The sequence below is a fragment of the Flavobacterium glycines genome (assembly GCF_900100165.1).
Classification (GTDB): domain Bacteria; phylum Bacteroidota; class Bacteroidia; order Flavobacteriales; family Flavobacteriaceae; genus Flavobacterium; species Flavobacterium glycines.
The window spans coordinates 121,352-139,416 of sequence record NZ_FNEO01000006.1 but is presented as its reverse complement, the minus strand read 5'-3'; the positions used below and the strand labels follow the sequence as shown (position 1 = coordinate 139,416).

Genomic DNA, 18,065 nt, shown 5'->3' with positions numbered 1-18,065 from the left:
ATAAATTAAAAAGGATAACAGTGCGGTTGTTATCCTTTTTTTTATCCTTTTCTATTTTACTCAAAATCTTTTTTGCTCAATTTAGAATCAATTTTCTAATAAAAAACTATCCATTAAAGTAATGATTACGTATTAGCTGTTTCAAAAACTTCTATTTTTTGAAAAAATACAAAAAAACATTAGTAATAAATTGTTAGAACGAACAATAAAAAAACCAGTAAATTCAAATACTCACAATCATTTCCAGTTATTTTAACAAAAAAATATAAAAATTCTTCACTACAACACTTGTATATACAAATAAAAAAGTATTACATTTGTATCAACAAATAAAAACAGTATTGGAATGAAAATTGAAGATGAAATAAAAAGTACGGTTGCATTAGACCTTTCCAAAAAAATTATTCTCAATATCATGTACACCAACAATATTTTGAGTGAAAAGTTTAATGAAATCTTAAAACCTTATGACTTGTCAGGGGAACAATACAATGTTTTACGTATCCTTAGAGGTCAAAAAGGTAATCCTGCTAACATGTGTATCATTCAGGAACGCATGGTAGCCAAAACAAGTAATACGACCCGATTAGTTGACAAACTACTGTTAAAAGAATTAGTAACAAGAAATGTCTGTCCGGATAACCGAAGAAAAATTGAAGTATTAATTACACAAAAAGGATTAGATATTTTAGCAGAATTGGATCCAAAAGTTACAGCACACGAAAATGCTTTGACAACGAATCTAAGCAAAGAAGAATTAGAACAGTTAAACACATTATTAGAAAAATACAGAAATCAACAACAATAATAGTATGAGCACCTTTATAGAAAATCAAAACTGGAGATACGCAACAAAAAAATTTGATGCTACAAAAAAAATCTCAAAACAAGACTTAAGCACTTTAAAAGAAGCCATCCGATTGAGTTCGTCTTCTTATGGATTACAACCTTACAAAGTAATCATTGTTGAAAATCCTGAATTAAGAGCTAAAATTCAACCAGCTGCCTGGGGACAATCACAAATTGTAGATGCTTCTCACCTTATCATTTTTGCAAATGAAACTCAGGTTGAAGAAAAAACGATTGACAACTACATTTCAAACATTAGCACTACAAGAAACATTCCTGCGGATTCGTTAACAGGCTATGCCGATTTTATGAAATCGAAACTTTTGAATCTTCCTGAAGATACTAAACAAGTTTGGACTTCAAAACAAACCTATTTAGCTCTTGGAAATTTATTGAATGCAGCTGCCGAATTAAAAATTGACGTCACTCCAATGGAAGGTTTTGTTCCGGAACAGGTAAACGAAATTTTAGGTCTTGACAAATTAGGATTGAACACTTCTCTTATTGCAACATTAGGTTACAGACACGAAGAAGACACAACCCAACATTATAAAAAAGTTAGAAAATCACAAGAAGAATTATTTATTACGCTATAATTATTAATCAAATTTAAATCAAACAAAATGAAAAATTTAAAAACAATTGCAATAGCATTATTCGTAGCAGCAGCTGGTATTTCAGTAAACGCACAAACTAAAAAAATTGACGCAAAAGCTTCTACTATCAAATGGGTAGGTAAAAAAGTAACCGGAGAGCACTCTGGAACAGTAAACTTCAAAGACGGAGCTGTCGTTTTAAAAGGAAACAAATTAGTTGGTGGTTCTTTTACTGTTGATATGACTTCATTAACTGCTACTGACTTAACCGGAGAATACCAAGGTAAATTAAACGGTCACTTAAAAGCTGATGATTTCTTTGGAACAGATAAATTCCCAACTTCAACTTTAGTTATCAAAAAAATAAATACAAAAGCTAAAGACCTTTATACTGTAACAGCTGATTTAACTATCAAAGGAATTACTAAACCTGTTAATTTCGAACTTGCTGTAAAAGGAAATACTGCTACAACTGCATTTAAAGTTGACAGAACTAAATATGACATTAAATACGGTTCAGGAAACTTCTTCCAAGGTTTAGGAGACAAAACTATCTATGACGATTTTGAATTAGCTGTTGCTTTGAAATTCTAATTCTATTCCCATTTTACTTTACTAACCCCGGCATTTTGTCGGGGTTATTTTTTTATTCATTTTTTTCAATTCACAACCTCCTTTTATTATTTTTTTAATCAAAATCTTATGCTTTTATTGTAACTTTGAGATACATCAGGTTCATTTTCAACCACAATGAACCCAAAATAACCAGTATTAACCAAAACCATACATAAAATGAAAAATTTAAAACTACTATTCCTGACTCTTATTTTTCTTTATTCTTTAACAGCGGTTGAAGCACAAACTAAAAAAATAGATGTTTCTAAAAGTCTCATCACCTGGACAGGAAAAAAAATAACAGGAGAACATGAAGGAACAATAAAATTTAAGGAAGGAGAACTTGTTTTTAAGGCTAACAAAATCACCGGAGGAAGTTTTGTTGCCGACATGACAACGCTGAACAATACGGACCAAACAGGCAGTTCAAAAGCAAAGCTGGAAGGACATTTAAAATCGGATGATTTTTTTGGAATTAATAATTTCAAAACGGCTATTTTAACTTTCAAAAACATTACTCCCAAAGGAAATAACACTTACACCATAATTGCAAGCTTAACAATTAAAGGTATTTCTAATCCTGTGATTTTTGATTTAAACGTTAAAGGAAATACCGCAACAGCAAATTTAAAAATTGACCGAACAAAATACGATATCAAATATGGTTCAGGAAGTTATTTTGATGATTTAGGAGATAAAACAATCTATGACGAATTTGAATTGGCTGTAGCTTTGAAATTCTAATTTTAAAAAAAACTGTAAAACAAAGGTTGTCTAAAGGACAGCCTTTTTTGTTTATCTAAAAAACGCTTCATTTATAGAAAAAGTAACACATTCTTAACCTTTAGACAATCTTAAAAAAACATCCTCAAAAAAAGCAGTTTCTAATTTTGTATTCCCCGATTTACCAAAAAAATCACACTTAATACTACAAAATTATGAAACTAAAAATTACATTCTCAATCTTAGGAATTATTAGCACTTTTATTTCTTTTGCCCAAGAATCGAAAGGAATTACCACTGCAGCCAATTCATTTAACAATTGGACTAATTTCAAACCTGCTTCAACAGAATACAATGAGCCAACACATATTTTATCCGGTATCATTGACAAAGACATGACTTTATCAAACAAAAACACCTATTTACTTCTTGGTGTAGTTTATATAAAAAATGCTAATCTTACCATTGAGCCAGGAACCATTATTCGAGGAGATCAAAAAACATGTGGAACCTTAGTAATTACCCGCGGAGCAAAAATCCTTGCCGAAGGCCTGGAAACCAATCCGATAATTTTTACTTCTAACAAAGACGGATACAGCCGAAAACCCGGAGATTGGGGCGGAATTATCATATTAGGAAATGCTCCAATTAATAAAATTAGCGGCATGAGTTTTCTTGATTTCAATCTAGATTCTTCCATGTGTCAATATGGAGGCAAAAATCCTGATGACAATTCAGGGATTTTTAAGTATGTTCGCATTGAATATTCAGGCAGAAAACTCAATGAATTAAAAGAACTAAATGGTTTGTCCTTAGCCGGAGTAGGAAAACAAACGGTACTTAGTAATATTCAAATCAGCTATTCTAATGACGATTCTTTCGAATGCTATGGCGGTGATGTGAATTTAGACCAGCTCATCTCCTACCGATGTACCGATGACGATTTTGATTTTACACAAGGTGCCCAATGTACTATTTCAAACAGCATTGCTATCAGATACCCTTACAATTCTGATTTTTCAGGTTCCCGATGTTTCGAAATCGACTCTTATGACAAACTTGAAAATGCTGATTTAAATAAAAAAAGAACTCAAATCACAGCTAATAATATTACACTGATTAATATGGAAAGCAACGATCAGGGATTAGTTCGGGAATCTATTTTTATAAAAAAAGACAGTAATCTAACTTTAACTAACAGTGTCATTTCCGGATTTGCCCCTTTTATCCTGATGGGAAAAGATATTGAACCAATAGCTGAAAATTTATCTAAAATTAATTTCAATAATTTACTGATTAACAACTGCAAGGGCAGTTTTGAAAGTGAAGAAAAGAATTTGACAAACGAACTAACAAATTGGTATCTGAATAATTCTGTTTTGGAATTTAAAAACCTCGCTAACAGCGAATTATTCATGGATGCTAATTCAAAAAACAAACCTGATTTTAGAATTCGATTAAACAATAATCTTGTAAGCAACCATTAATTCTTACAATCCAAACTCAGACATTAAACGAATATTACATTTTAAATTCATTTTTTATTTTATACTATTTGTAAATTAAAATTACATTCCTATATTTGCGTTATGGAAATGATTACAAATAATACTTGGTGGTGGAACAATTTACGTCAATAGTCGTGAACTAAGCTCCTATGGTATTATCTAAAATATAAAGGCTTGTCATCACGACAGGCCTTTTTTTTATGCCAAAGAAGATTAAAACAAATGCTTACAAATTTTAAATTTATTCCAATTGAAACAATTTAAACTTAATACAAAATTCAAACAAATACTGGCTGACACCATAACGCCTGTTAGCGTGTATTTTAAAATAAGAGACAAATTTCCTAATAGTCTTTTACTGGAAAGCAGCGATTATCATGCTAATGACAATAGTTTCTCTTACATCTGTTGCAACCCTATTGCTTCTATAAAAATTGAAAATGAAACTATTTTCAAGCAATTCCCTGATGGAAGCAGTGAAACAACTACGATTGACGCTAAAACCAATATTCCTGAAGTAATTCAGCAGTTTTCAGGACAATTTAAATCGGAGAAAAACAATTTCAAATTCATCAATAACGGTTTGTTTGGATACATTTCTTATGATGCCGTTCGTTATTTTGAAAAAGTAACCATCGCTAAAAAAGAAAACAGCAATACTATTCCTGATTTATTTTATGCGGTTTACCAAAACATTATTGCCATCAATCATTTCAAAAATGAGGCTTACATTTTTTGCCACAGTGTAGACGATAAAAACAATATTGCCGAAATTGAGCAGTTAATGCAGTCCCGAAATATTCCTTCTTATAAATTTTCTAAAGAAGGTGAAGGATTCTCTAATTTAACCGATGAAGAATTCAAACACAATGTCGCTTTAGCAAAAAAACACTGTTTCCGTGGTGATGTGTTCCAATTGGTTCTTTCAAGACGTTTTACACAAGGTTTCAAAGGAGATGAATTCAATGTGTACCGAGCTTTAAGAAGCATAAACCCTTCGCCTTACCTGTTCTTTTTTGATTATGGCGATTTTAAAATCTTTGGTTCTTCTCCGGAAGCCCAAATTATCGTAAAAGACCGAAAAGCCGAAATCCACCCTATTGCCGGAACTTTCAGAAGAACAGGTGATGATGAAAAAGATGCTGTTCTGGCTAAAAAATTATCAGAAGATAAAAAGGAAAACAGCGAACACGTAATGTTAGTTGACTTGGCTCGAAACGATTTGAGTCGTCATGGACACAATGTAAATGTGGAAAGATACAGAGAAGTGCAGTTTTTCTCTCACGTAATCCATTTGGTTTCAAAAGTTACAGGTCATTTACACGATGATGCTACAACAATGCAGGTAGTTGCTGATACTTTCCCGGCGGGAACTTTAAGCGGTGCACCAAAACACAGAGCGATGCAGTTAATTGAAGATTACGAAAAAACGAATCGTAATTTTTATGGTGGCGCCATTGGTTTTATGGATTTTGAAGGCAACTTCAACCACGCCATTATGATTCGTACTTTCCTGAGCAAAAACCATCAGTTGCACTCTCAGGCCGGAGCCGGAATTGTAGCCAGTTCTGATGAAGAAAGCGAAATGCAGGAAGTGTACAACAAATTAAGAGCGTTAAATGCCGCTTTGGATTTAGCTGAGACTATTTAGAATTAAATGACAGACAAAAAAGTTAAGAGTTAAATGTTAAGCGCCAAAAACGCATAACCCCTAACTCCAAACACTCAACTTTAGATAAAATGAAAAAAATATTAGTTATAGATAATTACGATAGTTTCACTTACAATCTGGTGCATTATCTGGAAGATTTAAATTGTGAAGTAACCGTTTATAGAAATGATGAATTTGAATTAGACGAAATTGCTCATTTCGACAAAATTCTTCTTTCTCCCGGACCTGGTATTCCTGATGAAGCCGGTTTGCTAAAGCCTGTTATCGCCAAATATGGTGCTACCAAAAGTATTTTTGGTGTTTGCCTTGGTCAGCAAGCCATTGGCGAAGTTTATGGAGGAACACTTTCAAACTTAGACAAAGTGTATCACGGTGTAGCAACTTTGGTAAAAACAGTTGTGGACGACGAAGTTTTATTCCAAGGTTTAGATAAAGAATTCGAAGTAGGCCGTTACCATTCATGGGTTGTTGACGCTACTTTACCAGCGGATTTAGAAGCTACTTCTTTTGACGAAAATGGTCAGGTGATGTCTTTGCGTCACAAAACATTTGATGTTCGCGGAGTGCAATTTCATCCGGAAAGTGTGTTGACGCCTAATGGAAAAAAAATGCTGGAAAACTGGGTTAATTCATAGTATTCAGTCAACAGATTTCAGTATTCAGTTAAAAACTTAGAATCTAAGTAACTTAGTCCCGATAGCTATCGGGATAGCAACTTAAAAAAAATGAAAAACATATTAAATCGATTAATCAATAACGAATTGCTTTCCAAAGAGGAAGCTAAAAACGTATTGGTTAATATTTCTAACGGAAGCTATAATCCAAGTCAAATTGCCTCTTTTTTAACGGTATACATGATGCGTAGCATTAGTATTGACGAGTTAGCCGGATTTAGAGAAGCGCTTCAGGAATTGTGTGTCCGCATTGATTTATCCGATTATAACACCATCGATTTAGTAGGAACCGGAGGTGATGGAAAAGACACTTTCAACATTTCTACTTTAGCTTCTTTTTTAACGGCCGGAACAGGAATAAAAGTGACTAAACACGGAAATTACGGTGTTTCTTCTATTACGGGTTCCAGCAATGTAATGGAAAGTTTAGGAATTAAATTCAGCAACGACGCTGATTTCCTAAGAAAATGTGTGGACCAGGCCGGAATTTGTATTCTGCACGCTCCCCTGTTCCATCCTGCTATGAAAAACGTGGGACCTATTCGAAAAGAATTAGGAGTAAGAACCATTTTCAATATTTTAGGACCAATGATCAATCCATCATTTCCAAAAAACCAATTGCTAGGGGTTTTCAACCTTGAATTGGCCAGAATGTATGCTTATCTTTATCAAAATACCGATAGCAATTTCACTATTGTTCATGCTTTAGACGGATATGATGAAGTATCTTTAACCGGAGCTACAAAAGTGATTACCCATAGCACTGAAGGAATGATTAATCCAGAAGATTTTGGTGTTCGATTATTGCAACAAAGCGAAATTGAAGGCGGAAAAACCATTGCTGAATCAGCTCAGATGTTTTTAGACATCATTTCCGGAAAAGGAACCGAAGCGCAAAACAATGTGGTTTGTGCCAATGCAGGTCTTGCAATTGCTACCGTTACAGGATGCACGCCATTAGAAGGATTTGAACAGGCTAAGGAAAGTTTGTTCTCCGGAAAAGGATTAGCTGCCTTGAAAAAATTACAGGAATTAAGCAAATAATTGAAAGATTTAAAAATTTAAAAATTTAAAAATTTAAAAATTGAAAGATTATGACTAAGTCCTTTGAAGAATTTGAAGTCTACCAAAAAGGGATTCAATTAGCCAAATTGATTTTTAAATTATTAGAAAACAAATCTTTTGATAAAGAATATTCCTTTAAAGATCAAATAAAAAGAGCGGTCATCTCTATTACAAATAATATTGCTGAAGGTTCAGAATACAATAACAACAAACAATTAATACGCTATCTCAAAATTTCTAAAGGAAGTTGTGCGGAAGTTAGGAGCATGTTAGTTTTAGCCAGAGAATTAGAATTAATATCACAATTAGAAATTGAGATAAGTTACAATTTAAGCATTGAGATTTCTCAAAACTTATCCAATTTTATAAAATATTTAAATACTAAAATTAAAGAGTAATTTGTTTTATCACGAATTTTTCAATCTTTAAATTTTTCAATCTTTAAATTAAACAAATGAATATACTCGATAGAATCATAGTTGACAAAAAACAAGAAGTAGTTTTAAAAAAATCAATCATTCCGGTTTCACAATTGGAAGCTTCGGTTTTCTTTGGAAAAAAGACTATTTCTTTAAGCAACAATTTAAGAAACAGCAACTCAGGAATCATTGCCGAGCACAAACGCCGTTCACCTTCTAAAGCCGAAATCAATTATGGTTTTACGGTAGAAGAAGTAGTTAAAGGTTATGAAAGTGCCGGTGCCTGCGGAATTTCAGTTTTGACTGATGGAAAATATTTTGGCGGTTCTTTAGACGATTTATTATTGGCTAGAGCTTCGGTAAACATTCCGTTATTGCGAAAAGAATTCATTGTGGATGAATACCAAATTCTGGAAGCTAAAGCTCATGGAGCCGATTTGATTTTGCTAATCGCAGCAGTTTTAACCCGTGAAGAAATCAAATCGTTATCTGAATTTGCAAAAAGCCTGGGATTAGAAGTTTTATTGGAAGTTCACAATCAGGAAGAATTAGAAAAATCAATTATGCCAACATTAGATATGATTGGCGTAAACAACAGAAACCTTAAAACCTTCGAAGTAAGTTTAGATTTCAGCAAGCAATTGGCTAACCAGATTCCGGATGAATTTGTAAAAGTTTCCGAAAGCGGAATTAGCTCAGTTAACGCTATCAACGAACTAAAACCTTATGGTTACAAAGGATTTTTAATTGGAGAGAACTTTATGAAAACCAACAATGCCGGAAAGGCAGCAACGGAATTTATTGAGAAGTTAGAAGTTAGAAGTTAGATTTCAGAAAACAGAAAGCAGAAATTAGAACACAGATTAAAGAAATTTGAGAAATTGACACAGATTTAAAAAATAATTTGCGGTAGAAGAAACAAAAATCAAAAACAATGATAAAAATTATTTTAATTTCTTTAATCTGTGTTCCAAAAAAATAAAAGCAAAATGAAAACCAAAATCTGTGGCATGAAATATCCCGATAATATTCTCGAAGTAGGCGCACTCCTACCCGATTATATGGGATTTATATTTTGGGAAAAATCGGCCCGTTATTTTGACGGACTGATTCCTGACTTGCCAAAGTCAATTAAAAAAACTGGCGTTTTTGTCAATGAAACTGTCGAAAAGATTATCGAAAAAGTACAAAAACACGATTTGCAAGCCGTACAATTACACGGACATGAATCTGTGGAATTTTGTTTAAATTTGAAAACGCAATTAGCAGCTGGTATCGAAATCATAAAAGTCTTTTCGGTTGCCGATGATTTTGATTTCTCAGTTTTGGAACCGTTTGAAGAAGTATGCGATTATTTTCTTTTTGATACCAAAGGAAAATTACCCGGAGGAAACGGAACTACCTTTGACTGGAAAGTTTTAGAGAAATACCCATCAACAAAACCGTTCTTCCTTAGTGGTGGAATTGGTTTAGACGAAATGGATGCTGTCAATGAAATAATAAAAACCCATTTACCCGTTTATGCTATTGATGTAAACAGTAAATTTGAAATAGAACCAGGATTAAAAAATTTAGAAGCACTACAGTGCATCGCAATAAAAAACAAATAAAATGTTATACAACGTTGATGAAAAAGGCTATTATGGCCAGTTTGGAGGAGCTTACATTCCTGAAATGTTATATCCAAATGTAGAGGAATTACGCCAACAATACTTAAAAATCATGGCCGAACCGGATTTTAAAGCAGAGTTCGACCAATTATTAAAAGATTATGTAGGACGTCCTAGTCCGTTGTATTTTGCAAAAAGACTTTCTGAAAAATACAATACTAAAATCTACTTAAAAAGAGAAGATTTAAACCATACCGGAGCGCATAAAATCAACAATACCATTGGACAAATTTTGGTTGCTAAAAAACTGGGAAAGAAACGTATTATTGCCGAAACCGGTGCCGGACAACACGGTGTGGCTACTGCTACGGTTTGCGCCTTAATGGGATTGGAATGTATTGTGTACATGGGCGAAATTGACATTGCTCGCCAGGCGCCAAACGTTGCCCGTATGAAAATGCTGGGTGCAACCGTTCGTCCGGCTCTTTCGGGTTCCAGAACGCTAAAAGACGCCACTAACGAAGCCATTCGCGACTGGATTAACAATCCTGTTGACACCCATTATATCATTGGTTCTGCCATTGGACCACATCCTTATCCTGACATGGTAACGCGTTTTCAAAGCGTGATTTCTGAGGAAATCAAATGGCAATTAAAAGAAAAAGAGGGACGTGAAAACCCCGATTATGTAGTAGCTTGTATTGGCGGTGGTAGTAACGCTGCAGGTACTTTTTACCACTTTTTGCACGAACCGGAAGTAGGAATCATTGCGGTGGAAGCGGCAGGAAAAGGTATCCATTCAGGACATAGTGCTGCTACGAGCAAATTAGGAAAAGTAGGTATCATTCACGGTTGTAAAACCCTGTTGATGCAAACGCCTGACGGACAAATCACTGAGCCTTATTCTATTTCAGCCGGTTTGGATTATCCGGGTGTGGGACCTATGCACGCACATTTAGCCGAAACAGGACGTGCCGAGTTTTTCTCTGTTACCGATGATGATGCGATGCAAGCAGGTTTAGAATTATGCAAACTGGAAGGAATCATTCCTGCTATTGAGTCTTCTCACGCCTTAGCGGTGTTGAACGATAAAAAATTCAAACCCGAAGATGTGGTTGTTATCTGTCTTTCAGGTCGTGGCGATAAAGATTTAAATAACTACATCGAATATTTTAAAATATAATCAGGACGTTACCCCGAAGAAAATCGGGAGAGCTCCATTGCCAGCCCTAACGCAACAAAAAAACAAGAAAGTTCAATTTTCAAAATAGCACAAATGGAAAAATTATTCGCTTACGGAACTTTAAAAGACAAAGACATCCAGGAAAATATTTTTGGACGTACGCTAAAAGGTGTTCCCGACAGATTAATCGGTTATGTGATTAATTATATCGAAATTGAAGAAGAATTTGGACTGGAAAAATATCCGATTATTGTTGCAACCAATAATCCCGAAGATATTGTGAACGGTGTGGTATATGACATTAGCGAAAAAGACGTTTACCTTGCCGATACCTACGAGGGTCTGCATTACAAACGCATCGAAGTAACTCTGGAATCCCTGCAAACTGCCTGGGCTTACATTGTTACCAATTAAAATAGAAAACTAAAATAGTTACCCAATATATCATTCCGAGGGACGAAGCAATCACATCAAGTGATTCAGATAGTGAGATTCCTTCGTTCCTCGGAATGACTTTTCAGGTGTTTAAAAAAGATACAATGAACAGAATCGAACAAAAATTACAAGAAGACAAAAAAATACTTTCCATCTATTTCTCGGCGGGATATCCTAATCTAAACGATACGGTACAAATTATTCAGGACTTAGAAAAAAACGGAGTTGACTTAATTGAAATTGGATTGCCTTTCAGCGATCCATTGGCCGATGGTCCTACTATCCAAGCCAGTTCCACTGCCGCTTTGCACAACGGTATGACGACTCAAATTTTGTTTGACCAATTAAAAGACATCCGCAAAACAGTATCTATTCCACTGATAATTATGGGTTATTTCAACCCAATGTTACAATATGGTGTGGAAGCTTTTTGCGCTAAATGTGCCGAAATTGGTATCGATGGATTAATCATCCCTGATTTGCCTGTGGATGTCTATGCCGAAGAATACAAAGCTACTTTTGACAAATACGGATTAATCAATATCTTTTTAATCACACCACAAACTTCTGACGAGCGCATTCGTTTTATAGACAGCGTTTCCAGCGGATTTATCTATATGGTAAGCTCGGCCAGTGTTACGGGTTCTCAAGCAGGATTTGGCAACGTACAGGAAAACTACTTCAAACGCATCGCCGATTTGAATTTAAAAAACCCACAAATTGTAGGATTCGGAATCAACAATGCCGAGACCTTCAACCAGGCTACACAATATGCCAAAGGCGCTATTATTGGTAGTGCGTTTATCAAACATTTATCAGAAGAAGGAAGCGGAAAAATTGCTGATTTTGTAAAAGCAATTCGATAATCTCTCACATAAATAATGAACATACTAAAATCCGATTTGATTACACAAATCGGATTTTTTTATGTTGTTTACTATTTAATAGTATTGAAAGAAAAAATAATAGCATGCCTTTTGATATGTAAGAAATAATTCTATTTTTGTAGAGTACATAAAAAAATAATGTGCAATAATAATAACAAAAAAACTGCGTATAACATGCCAATAAAGGATATAACTAGTCCAATTTATGCGCATATAAACTAGTTACCTTCTATTTAACACCAAAATTATCATCAAATGGATATTTACCATATTTGTCCAAATTGTAAAAAGGAAGAATATTTTTTCGACGGGGAAAAATTGAAGTGTCCAAATTGTAATCAAAAACAATTTGAAATAGCTTTGTATATAAGTGAGGGTAATCACAATTTTCAGAATCTTGCCGAACTAAGCCAACCGTATTTTTATTTAAACTGTGGAGAAATTTACAGCTGTATTGTTGAGTATAATCAAAAAATTGAAAATACTACAATTCTCCCAATAGTTTACGCCACAGATTCAAATAAAATGTTTTTCATCTTTGAAGCCGAGAAGATTTTTAAACAAATGCCGAAAATGATTAATGAACTGTTTTCAAAAACATTTTTAGAGCTTTTAACCCTAAAAGTAAATTTTGATCTTGACGATGAAATCAGTTATTTAGTAGTGCCTGGAGCAAGTGAAAAAGACAATTCAATAATTGAATATAATGGATATATATTTAAAAACTTTAGTAAAATAAACAGCAGGTAACAGCCGTTTGGCAAGATTGGGGGTTTTAGGATGAAATTAAAGTTGGTTTTGTATTTGAAAATTTTGTCTTTAATCGAAAAATCTCGCATCTTTATTCCCCAACCTCGCCAAGCGCCAGAACGTTAGAGTGCAATTACAAAAAAACACGAAATTTATGATAAAAGAATTACTTGTTTCATTCAAAGAAAATTTAGAAACAAAATCTTCAAATCCCTTTTTTGGAACTCTTCTATTAGTTTGGATAATTAAAAATTGGAACTTATTTTATTCTTTATTCAATTTTGACCCAAAAACATCACTATACATTAAAAGAAAATTTATAATTAACCATTTTAAAGATCTTCCTTTAATTGAAACTTTACTTTTATGTATTCTTAAGGCATTTATAATAATGATTGCTTCTTATTTGTTAATTAATTTATCTAGATTAATTATCAATTTTTTTGAAAAAAAAATCACCCCAATGATTTATAAATGGACAGATAAAACAAGTATAGTTTTAAAATCTGTTTATGATATTTCGGAAGAAGAAAGAAAAAGACTTGAGAAAAAAGTTGATGAAGAAAGAGCCAATAAACTAAAATTACAAGAAGAATATGAAAAGTTAGAAAAGAAATTTTCAGATTTTTTGATAAAGCAACAAGATGTAAAATTGCCCGAAAATGAAAATATAGTTCCTGAAAAGAATAACGAAATTAATAATAATAAAGTCAATTTAATTTTTAACAAATTAATAAAAGAAAAAAGACATAAAGATTTTGAAGATATTGCAGAAAACATTTTAAATTCAATACCTATGGATAAAAATGACTCATTAATTAAAGAATTTGTAACATTAGGGCTAATTACTCCAGGGAATTCATTAAATGGAGTGAGATCCTATTTTGAATTCACAACTGAAGGTTTAAAATTAAATGAGAAACTATTATTTGAGAGATTAAAGTAACTGCGCCTAACAGCCGTTACAAGAGATTTGGGCATTTGGCTTAATTTAAAAATGGTTTTGTATTTGGGAGTTTAGGCAAATCCGAAAATAAGGCTTAATTTAACCCCAAACCTCTTGTAGCAAGGGAACGTTAGCAACAATTTTAAACGTAATTCATGAAAGCATATTTCAAAAGAGAAAATGTGATATTAATTCTCGGTATTTTATTTAGCGGGATTTCTTTTTTTGGGCTTAAACTGTTTGATATTCAATCAAAAATATTTTCAGATTACGAAAAGGCTATTGACACGATTACTATTTCTAATAATAGAATGCTAAATAGTCAAATAATAGGTGAATTTACAAACGATTCATTGCCTAATATTAGAATAAGAATAAAAGAATATGGAATTTTCCTCGTAGCAGCGCAAAAACTTCCACATAATTCAAATATTTCTAAATCCGTAGAATTAAAAAGATCTGTGTTAAACGATATTGCAAGATTCTCTAAATTTGAAAATGAAGCGGAAAATAAAGAATTTCCTAGTATGTATTCTCTTTACAATGAGTATTTAAATGGTGAAAAAAAATTAGTTGACTTAATGCATGAATTTTCTATTCAAATCGAATCAAATTCTTCACACAATACTGTTGAGATTTATGGTAAAATGGAAAGTGCTTTTTTTGAGTTGGAAGCTTTAAACGAAAAAATACTAGTAAAAAATAAATTTGCGATGTCAAAATTTCCTAATCAAAAATTACAGTCCATAGAAATGTATAAAAAATTTACAAATAAGGTAGATGAAGAAAAAAATCTATTTTTTCAAGTTTTTGGTTTATTTATAATCTGCCTAATTTGTTTCGCAACAATTTTAATTTTTGCTTTTAAATATGATACTTTCAAAAAATGAAAACCAATCTGGTGCTCGATTGCATCGAGTACCTACTTACATTAAAAGTTAAATCGTAGCGTTTGCAACGCGTCTCAATAAAAAGAATTCCAAAACCAAATGCAACTATGAAAAAAATTACACTTCTACTGTTTATTTTGTTTTTGACACCAATGAGTTGGTCGCAAACATTTACCAATTTCACAACATCGGATGGATTAGGAGCTAACTGCATCAACGCCATTGCTGTTGACTTATTAGGCAATAAATGGTTTGGGACTACTAATGGAGTAACCAAATTTGACGGTACAACATGGACCAATTACACTACCGAAAACGGTCTTATTGACAATTTAATCTATTCTCTGGCTTCTGATAAAAATGGTGCGATTTGGATTGGCACCAATACCGGAGCTTCAATGTTTGATGGAGAAAAATGGATTACTTTTGGGATAAACGAAGGCATCAATTATGTAAGATCACTGGCTATTGATGCAGATGACAATAAGTGGTTTGGTACCGTAAACGGAGTGCTGAAATACGATGGTACCAACTGGACAAAATATACTACTGATGATGGTTTGATTTACAATTGTGTTACCGCCATCACCATTGATAAAAACGGAACCAAATGGTTTTGTACACCTCAGGGCGTTTCCAAATTTGACGGAACAAACTGGGAATCTTATACAACTGTAAACGGATTACCATCAAATGCTGTCTATAAAGTTGCCGTTGATTCGCAAGAAAATGTATGGTTTGCTACTTTAGGCAAAGGATTAACGAAATTTGACGGAATCAATTGGAAAACCTACACCATGACTGATGGAATGATTAGTGATTACATCTGGTCGCTTACAACTGACAAACAGGACAATTTATGGATTACGAGCAGCAATAATGGGATATCTAAATTCAATGGTACTGAGTTTGAAAATTACGATATGAAAGATGGTCTAATAGGAAACAATACCCATTCCATCACTCTTGAAAACAATTCAGAAGCCTGGATAGGAACTTTTACGGGACTTTCCAGATTAACTCCAAAAAAAACAAATACCAGCAAACAAGTCCTAACCGACTACGATTTCCTGATTTATCCCAATCCGACCTATAACAAAATTTATATTAAAATTGAAGATATGCTGTTGAACTCTAAACTTAGTGTACACACAATCGATGGAAAACTAATAAAACTAAGCGTTTTGGATACCAATATCAACGAGATTGATCTTTCAAACTTTGCATCAGGCATGTATGTTGTAGCTATAGCAACACCAAAAGGCATTGTCAATAAAAAGGTAATCAAGCTTTAATTTTCAACATTATTATCAATCATGAAACAACTTCATCTTTTTAAATCCTTCTTATTTTATACCATCTTAAGTTTTTCTTGTACTGCAAATGCTGCTTCCAAACTGGCGCTCGATTGCATCGATTTCCAAAAGTAGTATAAAACTAAAACTTACTTTACTCTAACAACAACCTTCCCTTTAGCGCGACCACTTTCTATATATGCTAAAGCATCATTAGTTTGCTCAAAGGCAAAAGTCTTATCTAAAACAGGGATTATTACTCCCGATTCGATAAGGGATGTTATTTGGCTTAGTTGTTCTCCATCTGCTCTCATAAAAAGAAAAGAATAATTGACTCCCAGCTTAGCTGCTTTTTTACGAATACCAGAACTTATGAGTGATAAGATGACTTTAACAAACCAAGGTGCTCCAATTGCCTTTGCAAAATCAGGTGTAGGCGGTCCTGAAATAGAAATTACTTTTCCTCCTGGTTTTAAAATTCGCAATGACTTTTCTAATGTATTGGTATCTTGACTATTCAATACCAAATCATAGTTTCTTAAAATACTTTCAAAATCTTGCGTTTTATAATCAATGAGAATATCAGCTCCGAGATTTTTCAACATGGTAAAACTTTTTTCACTAGCTGTAGTAGCTACAGTAGCTCCCAAATGTTTTGCTAACTGAATAGCAATGGTTCCAACACCTCCCGATCCCGCTTGAACGAATACTTTTTGTTCTTTTTTAAGTTTTGCCCTTTCAACAAGAGCTTGCCAAGCCGTTAAAGCCACTAACGGTATCGAAGCTGCTTCCTCCATTGAAATATTTTTAGGTTTTAGAGCCACATCTTTTTCATCTATGGCAATGAATTCGGCAAGCGTACCAATGCGAAAATCAGCTACTCTGGCATAAACTTCGTCACCTACTTTAAACTTTGTTACATTTTTTCCCACTTTAGTAATTACTCCCGCTACATCATGTCCCAAAATTAGTGGGAACTTATAGGGTAAAATCAATTTGAATTCGCCCGATTTTATTTTGGAGTCCAAAAGATTTAAACCCGAAGCATGCACTTCAACCAAGACATCATTAATTTTAACTTCTGAAATAGCTACATTAGTAAGCTGTAAACTTCCTTTTTTGCTGTATTTATTTATGATAAATGCTTTCATTTTTCTTTATTTATGAGAATTACTTTTGTAAAAATTGGTGGCTTTTCTTTGGATTAACTAAACCAAAAGTCAACTTTGGAAAAAAGCGATGCAATAGATAAACTAATTTAGTATCTCCTACACGAATGGTATATTGGTCTTTTTTTAATCCAGCAATCAAGCCTTTTACCAATTCTTCAGAACTCATTTTTTTATCATCTCTTTCTGCAGTCATCTCAGTGGCAACCAGTGGAGGCAACAATTCAAAAACTTTCACTCGACTGTTTGCTATTTTCAAATGTTCTCTAAGTGATTTGGTATAAAATGCCAATGCCGTTTTAGAAGCGGAATAAGTAGCTTCCAGCAATGAAGGGACATAACTTAAGATAGAAGTTGTATTGATAATGGCACTTTCTTTTCTTGATTTCAACATATCCAGAAAAAGATTATTCAGCCGAATAACACCAAGATAATTGACATCCATCTCATAAATAGCTCCTTCCAGATGTTTTTCATTGGCTAAACCTAGATTTAAAGGTGGTACTCCTACTCCAGCATTGTTGTATAAAATATCAATACCTCCCATTTCTTTAATTTTATCAAAAAGTAAGAGTGCTTGATCAGCATTTGCAACATCGCTTTGTATAACGGTCAATTGTGGATGTATTTTTTTAGCGGCTTCTAACTTGTCTTGATTTCTTCCAGTAATAATAACATTTGTTCCCAATGCTATAAATTGCTTAGCTGCTTCCAGTCCTATTCCTGAGGCACCTCCTGTAATCAGAATTGTTTTTCCTTTTAGATTCATAGTTGTTGTT

General features: G+C 33.3%; 20 protein-coding genes. 18 read left to right on the top strand and 2 right to left on the bottom strand.

Features of this window, described 5'->3' with window-relative positions:
- The first annotated feature begins 346 nt into the window (after window positions 1–346).
- The 18 genes from BLR17_RS13375 to BLR17_RS13290 all read left to right on the top strand — a co-directional run bounded on the left by BLR17_RS13375 (window position 347) and on the right by BLR17_RS13290 (window position 16,117).
- Complete coding sequence (locus BLR17_RS13375; protein WP_066328946.1) at window positions 347–808, top strand: MarR family winged helix-turn-helix transcriptional regulator; 462 nt, start codon at window positions 347–349, stop codon at window positions 806–808.
- Window positions 809–812: 4 nt separating this feature from the next.
- Window positions 813–1,445, top strand: coding sequence for an NAD(P)H-dependent oxidoreductase (locus tag BLR17_RS13370; protein WP_066328945.1), 633 nt, complete (start codon window positions 813–815; stop codon window positions 1,443–1,445).
- Between the two features lie 27 nt (window positions 1,446–1,472).
- Window positions 1,473–2,039, top strand: a complete 567-nt coding sequence (locus BLR17_RS13365) for a YceI family protein (protein WP_066328943.1) — start codon at window positions 1,473–1,475, stop codon at window positions 2,037–2,039.
- Window positions 2,040–2,237: 198 nt separating this feature from the next.
- On the top strand, window positions 2,238–2,804 hold the full coding sequence (locus BLR17_RS13360) for a YceI family protein (protein WP_066328942.1): 567 nt from the start codon (window positions 2,238–2,240) through the stop codon (window positions 2,802–2,804).
- A gap of 194 nt (window positions 2,805–2,998) precedes the next feature.
- A complete protein-coding gene (locus BLR17_RS13355; protein ID WP_066328937.1) occupies window positions 2,999–4,270 on the top strand; it encodes a hypothetical protein in 1,272 nt (423 codons plus the stop codon).
- Window positions 4,271–4,541: 271 nt separating this feature from the next.
- Window positions 4,542–5,942 (top strand): anthranilate synthase component I family protein, encoded by a 1,401-nt coding sequence (locus BLR17_RS13350; protein ID WP_066328935.1) that lies wholly within the window; start codon window positions 4,542–4,544, stop codon window positions 5,940–5,942.
- An 89-nt stretch (window positions 5,943–6,031) separates the two neighbouring features.
- Window positions 6,032–6,598: an anthranilate synthase component II gene (locus tag BLR17_RS13345; protein WP_066328933.1), complete on the top strand. Its 567-nt coding sequence runs from the start codon at window positions 6,032–6,034 to the stop codon at window positions 6,596–6,598.
- 90 nt (window positions 6,599–6,688) lie between these two features.
- On the top strand, window positions 6,689–7,681 hold the full coding sequence (gene trpD, locus BLR17_RS13340) for an anthranilate phosphoribosyltransferase (RefSeq protein ID WP_066328931.1): 993 nt from the start codon (window positions 6,689–6,691) through the stop codon (window positions 7,679–7,681).
- Between the two features lie 50 nt (window positions 7,682–7,731).
- Entirely contained in the window at window positions 7,732–8,100 is a 369-nt protein-coding gene (locus BLR17_RS13335) for a four helix bundle protein (RefSeq protein ID WP_066328930.1), read from the top strand.
- 56 nt (window positions 8,101–8,156) lie between these two features.
- Entirely contained in the window at window positions 8,157–8,948 is a 792-nt protein-coding gene (gene trpC, locus BLR17_RS13330; protein WP_066328929.1) for an indole-3-glycerol phosphate synthase TrpC, read from the top strand.
- 162 nt (window positions 8,949–9,110) lie between these two features.
- Entirely contained in the window at window positions 9,111–9,731 is a 621-nt protein-coding gene (locus tag BLR17_RS13325) for a phosphoribosylanthranilate isomerase (protein ID WP_066328928.1), read from the top strand.
- Window position 9,732: 1 nt separating this feature from the next.
- Entirely contained in the window at window positions 9,733–10,914 is a 1,182-nt protein-coding gene (gene trpB, locus BLR17_RS13320; RefSeq protein ID WP_066328927.1) for a tryptophan synthase subunit beta, read from the top strand.
- Window positions 10,915–11,007: 93 nt separating this feature from the next.
- Window positions 11,008–11,328, top strand: a complete 321-nt coding sequence (locus BLR17_RS13315) for a gamma-glutamylcyclotransferase family protein (protein ID WP_066328926.1) — start codon at window positions 11,008–11,010, stop codon at window positions 11,326–11,328.
- 125 nt (window positions 11,329–11,453) lie between these two features.
- Window positions 11,454–12,215 (top strand): tryptophan synthase subunit alpha, encoded by a 762-nt coding sequence (gene trpA, locus BLR17_RS13310; RefSeq protein ID WP_066328924.1) that lies wholly within the window; start codon window positions 11,454–11,456, stop codon window positions 12,213–12,215.
- 276 nt (window positions 12,216–12,491) lie between these two features.
- Window positions 12,492–12,986, top strand: a complete 495-nt coding sequence (locus BLR17_RS13305) for a hypothetical protein (protein WP_066328918.1) — start codon at window positions 12,492–12,494, stop codon at window positions 12,984–12,986.
- A gap of 154 nt (window positions 12,987–13,140) precedes the next feature.
- Entirely contained in the window at window positions 13,141–13,932 is a 792-nt protein-coding gene (locus tag BLR17_RS13300) for a hypothetical protein (protein WP_066328916.1), read from the top strand.
- Between the two features lie 155 nt (window positions 13,933–14,087).
- Window positions 14,088–14,822 (top strand): hypothetical protein, encoded by a 735-nt coding sequence (locus BLR17_RS13295; protein ID WP_066328915.1) that lies wholly within the window; start codon window positions 14,088–14,090, stop codon window positions 14,820–14,822.
- Window positions 14,823–14,929: 107 nt separating this feature from the next.
- Window positions 14,930–16,117 (top strand): two-component regulator propeller domain-containing protein, encoded by a 1,188-nt coding sequence (locus tag BLR17_RS13290; protein WP_083189489.1) that lies wholly within the window; start codon window positions 14,930–14,932, stop codon window positions 16,115–16,117.
- A 149-nt stretch (window positions 16,118–16,266) separates the two neighbouring features.
- Here BLR17_RS13290 and BLR17_RS13285 read toward each other — a convergent pair whose 3' ends face one another.
- Together BLR17_RS13285 and BLR17_RS13280 are read right to left on the bottom strand one after the other, a co-directional pair.
- On the bottom strand, window positions 16,267–17,268 hold the full coding sequence (locus BLR17_RS13285; protein ID WP_066328911.1) for an NADP-dependent oxidoreductase: 1,002 nt from the start codon (window positions 17,266–17,268) through the stop codon (window positions 16,267–16,269).
- Window positions 17,269–17,287: 19 nt separating this feature from the next.
- Window positions 17,288–18,055 carry an SDR family oxidoreductase gene (locus tag BLR17_RS13280; protein WP_066328910.1) on the bottom strand — a complete coding sequence of 256 codons (768 nt, stop codon included), beginning with the start codon at window positions 18,053–18,055 and terminating at the stop codon, window positions 17,288–17,290.
- Window positions 18,056–18,065: the final 10 nt, after the last annotated feature.

Excerpts from the sequence above, each read along its gene's own strand:
- BLR17_RS13305 (WP_066328918.1), top strand. The coding sequence starts at position 12,492 with ATGGATATTTACCATATTTGTCCAAATTGTAAAAAGGAAGAATATTTT.
- BLR17_RS13345 (WP_066328933.1), top strand. The coding sequence starts at position 6,032 with ATGAAAAAAATATTAGTTATAGATAATTACGATAGTTTCACTTACAAT.
- BLR17_RS13365 (WP_066328943.1), top strand. The coding sequence starts at position 1,473 with ATGAAAAATTTAAAAACAATTGCAATAGCATTATTCGTAGCAGCAGCT.
- trpB (WP_066328927.1), top strand. The coding sequence starts at position 9,733 with ATGTTATACAACGTTGATGAAAAAGGCTATTATGGCCAGTTTGGAGGA.
- BLR17_RS13295 (WP_066328915.1), top strand. The coding sequence starts at position 14,088 with ATGAAAGCATATTTCAAAAGAGAAAATGTGATATTAATTCTCGGTATT.
- BLR17_RS13280 (WP_066328910.1), bottom strand. The coding sequence starts at position 18,055 with ATGAATCTAAAAGGAAAAACAATTCTGATTACAGGAGGTGCCTCAGGA.
- trpD (WP_066328931.1), top strand. The coding sequence starts at position 6,689 with ATGAAAAACATATTAAATCGATTAATCAATAACGAATTGCTTTCCAAA.
- BLR17_RS13300 (WP_066328916.1), top strand. The coding sequence starts at position 13,141 with ATGATAAAAGAATTACTTGTTTCATTCAAAGAAAATTTAGAAACAAAA.
- BLR17_RS13285 (WP_066328911.1), bottom strand. The coding sequence starts at position 17,268 with ATGAAAGCATTTATCATAAATAAATACAGCAAAAAAGGAAGTTTACAG.
- BLR17_RS13375 (WP_066328946.1), top strand. The coding sequence starts at position 347 with ATGAAAATTGAAGATGAAATAAAAAGTACGGTTGCATTAGACCTTTCC.
- BLR17_RS13370 (WP_066328945.1), top strand. The coding sequence starts at position 813 with ATGAGCACCTTTATAGAAAATCAAAACTGGAGATACGCAACAAAAAAA.
- BLR17_RS13315 (WP_066328926.1), top strand. The coding sequence starts at position 11,008 with ATGGAAAAATTATTCGCTTACGGAACTTTAAAAGACAAAGACATCCAG.
- BLR17_RS13290 (WP_083189489.1), top strand. The coding sequence starts at position 14,930 with ATGAAAAAAATTACACTTCTACTGTTTATTTTGTTTTTGACACCAATG.
- trpC (WP_066328929.1), top strand. The coding sequence starts at position 8,157 with ATGAATATACTCGATAGAATCATAGTTGACAAAAAACAAGAAGTAGTT.
- trpA (WP_066328924.1), top strand. The coding sequence starts at position 11,454 with ATGAACAGAATCGAACAAAAATTACAAGAAGACAAAAAAATACTTTCC.
- BLR17_RS13355 (WP_066328937.1), top strand. The coding sequence starts at position 2,999 with ATGAAACTAAAAATTACATTCTCAATCTTAGGAATTATTAGCACTTTT.
- BLR17_RS13360 (WP_066328942.1), top strand. The coding sequence starts at position 2,238 with ATGAAAAATTTAAAACTACTATTCCTGACTCTTATTTTTCTTTATTCT.
- BLR17_RS13335 (WP_066328930.1), top strand. The coding sequence starts at position 7,732 with ATGACTAAGTCCTTTGAAGAATTTGAAGTCTACCAAAAAGGGATTCAA.
- BLR17_RS13325 (WP_066328928.1), top strand. The coding sequence starts at position 9,111 with ATGAAAACCAAAATCTGTGGCATGAAATATCCCGATAATATTCTCGAA.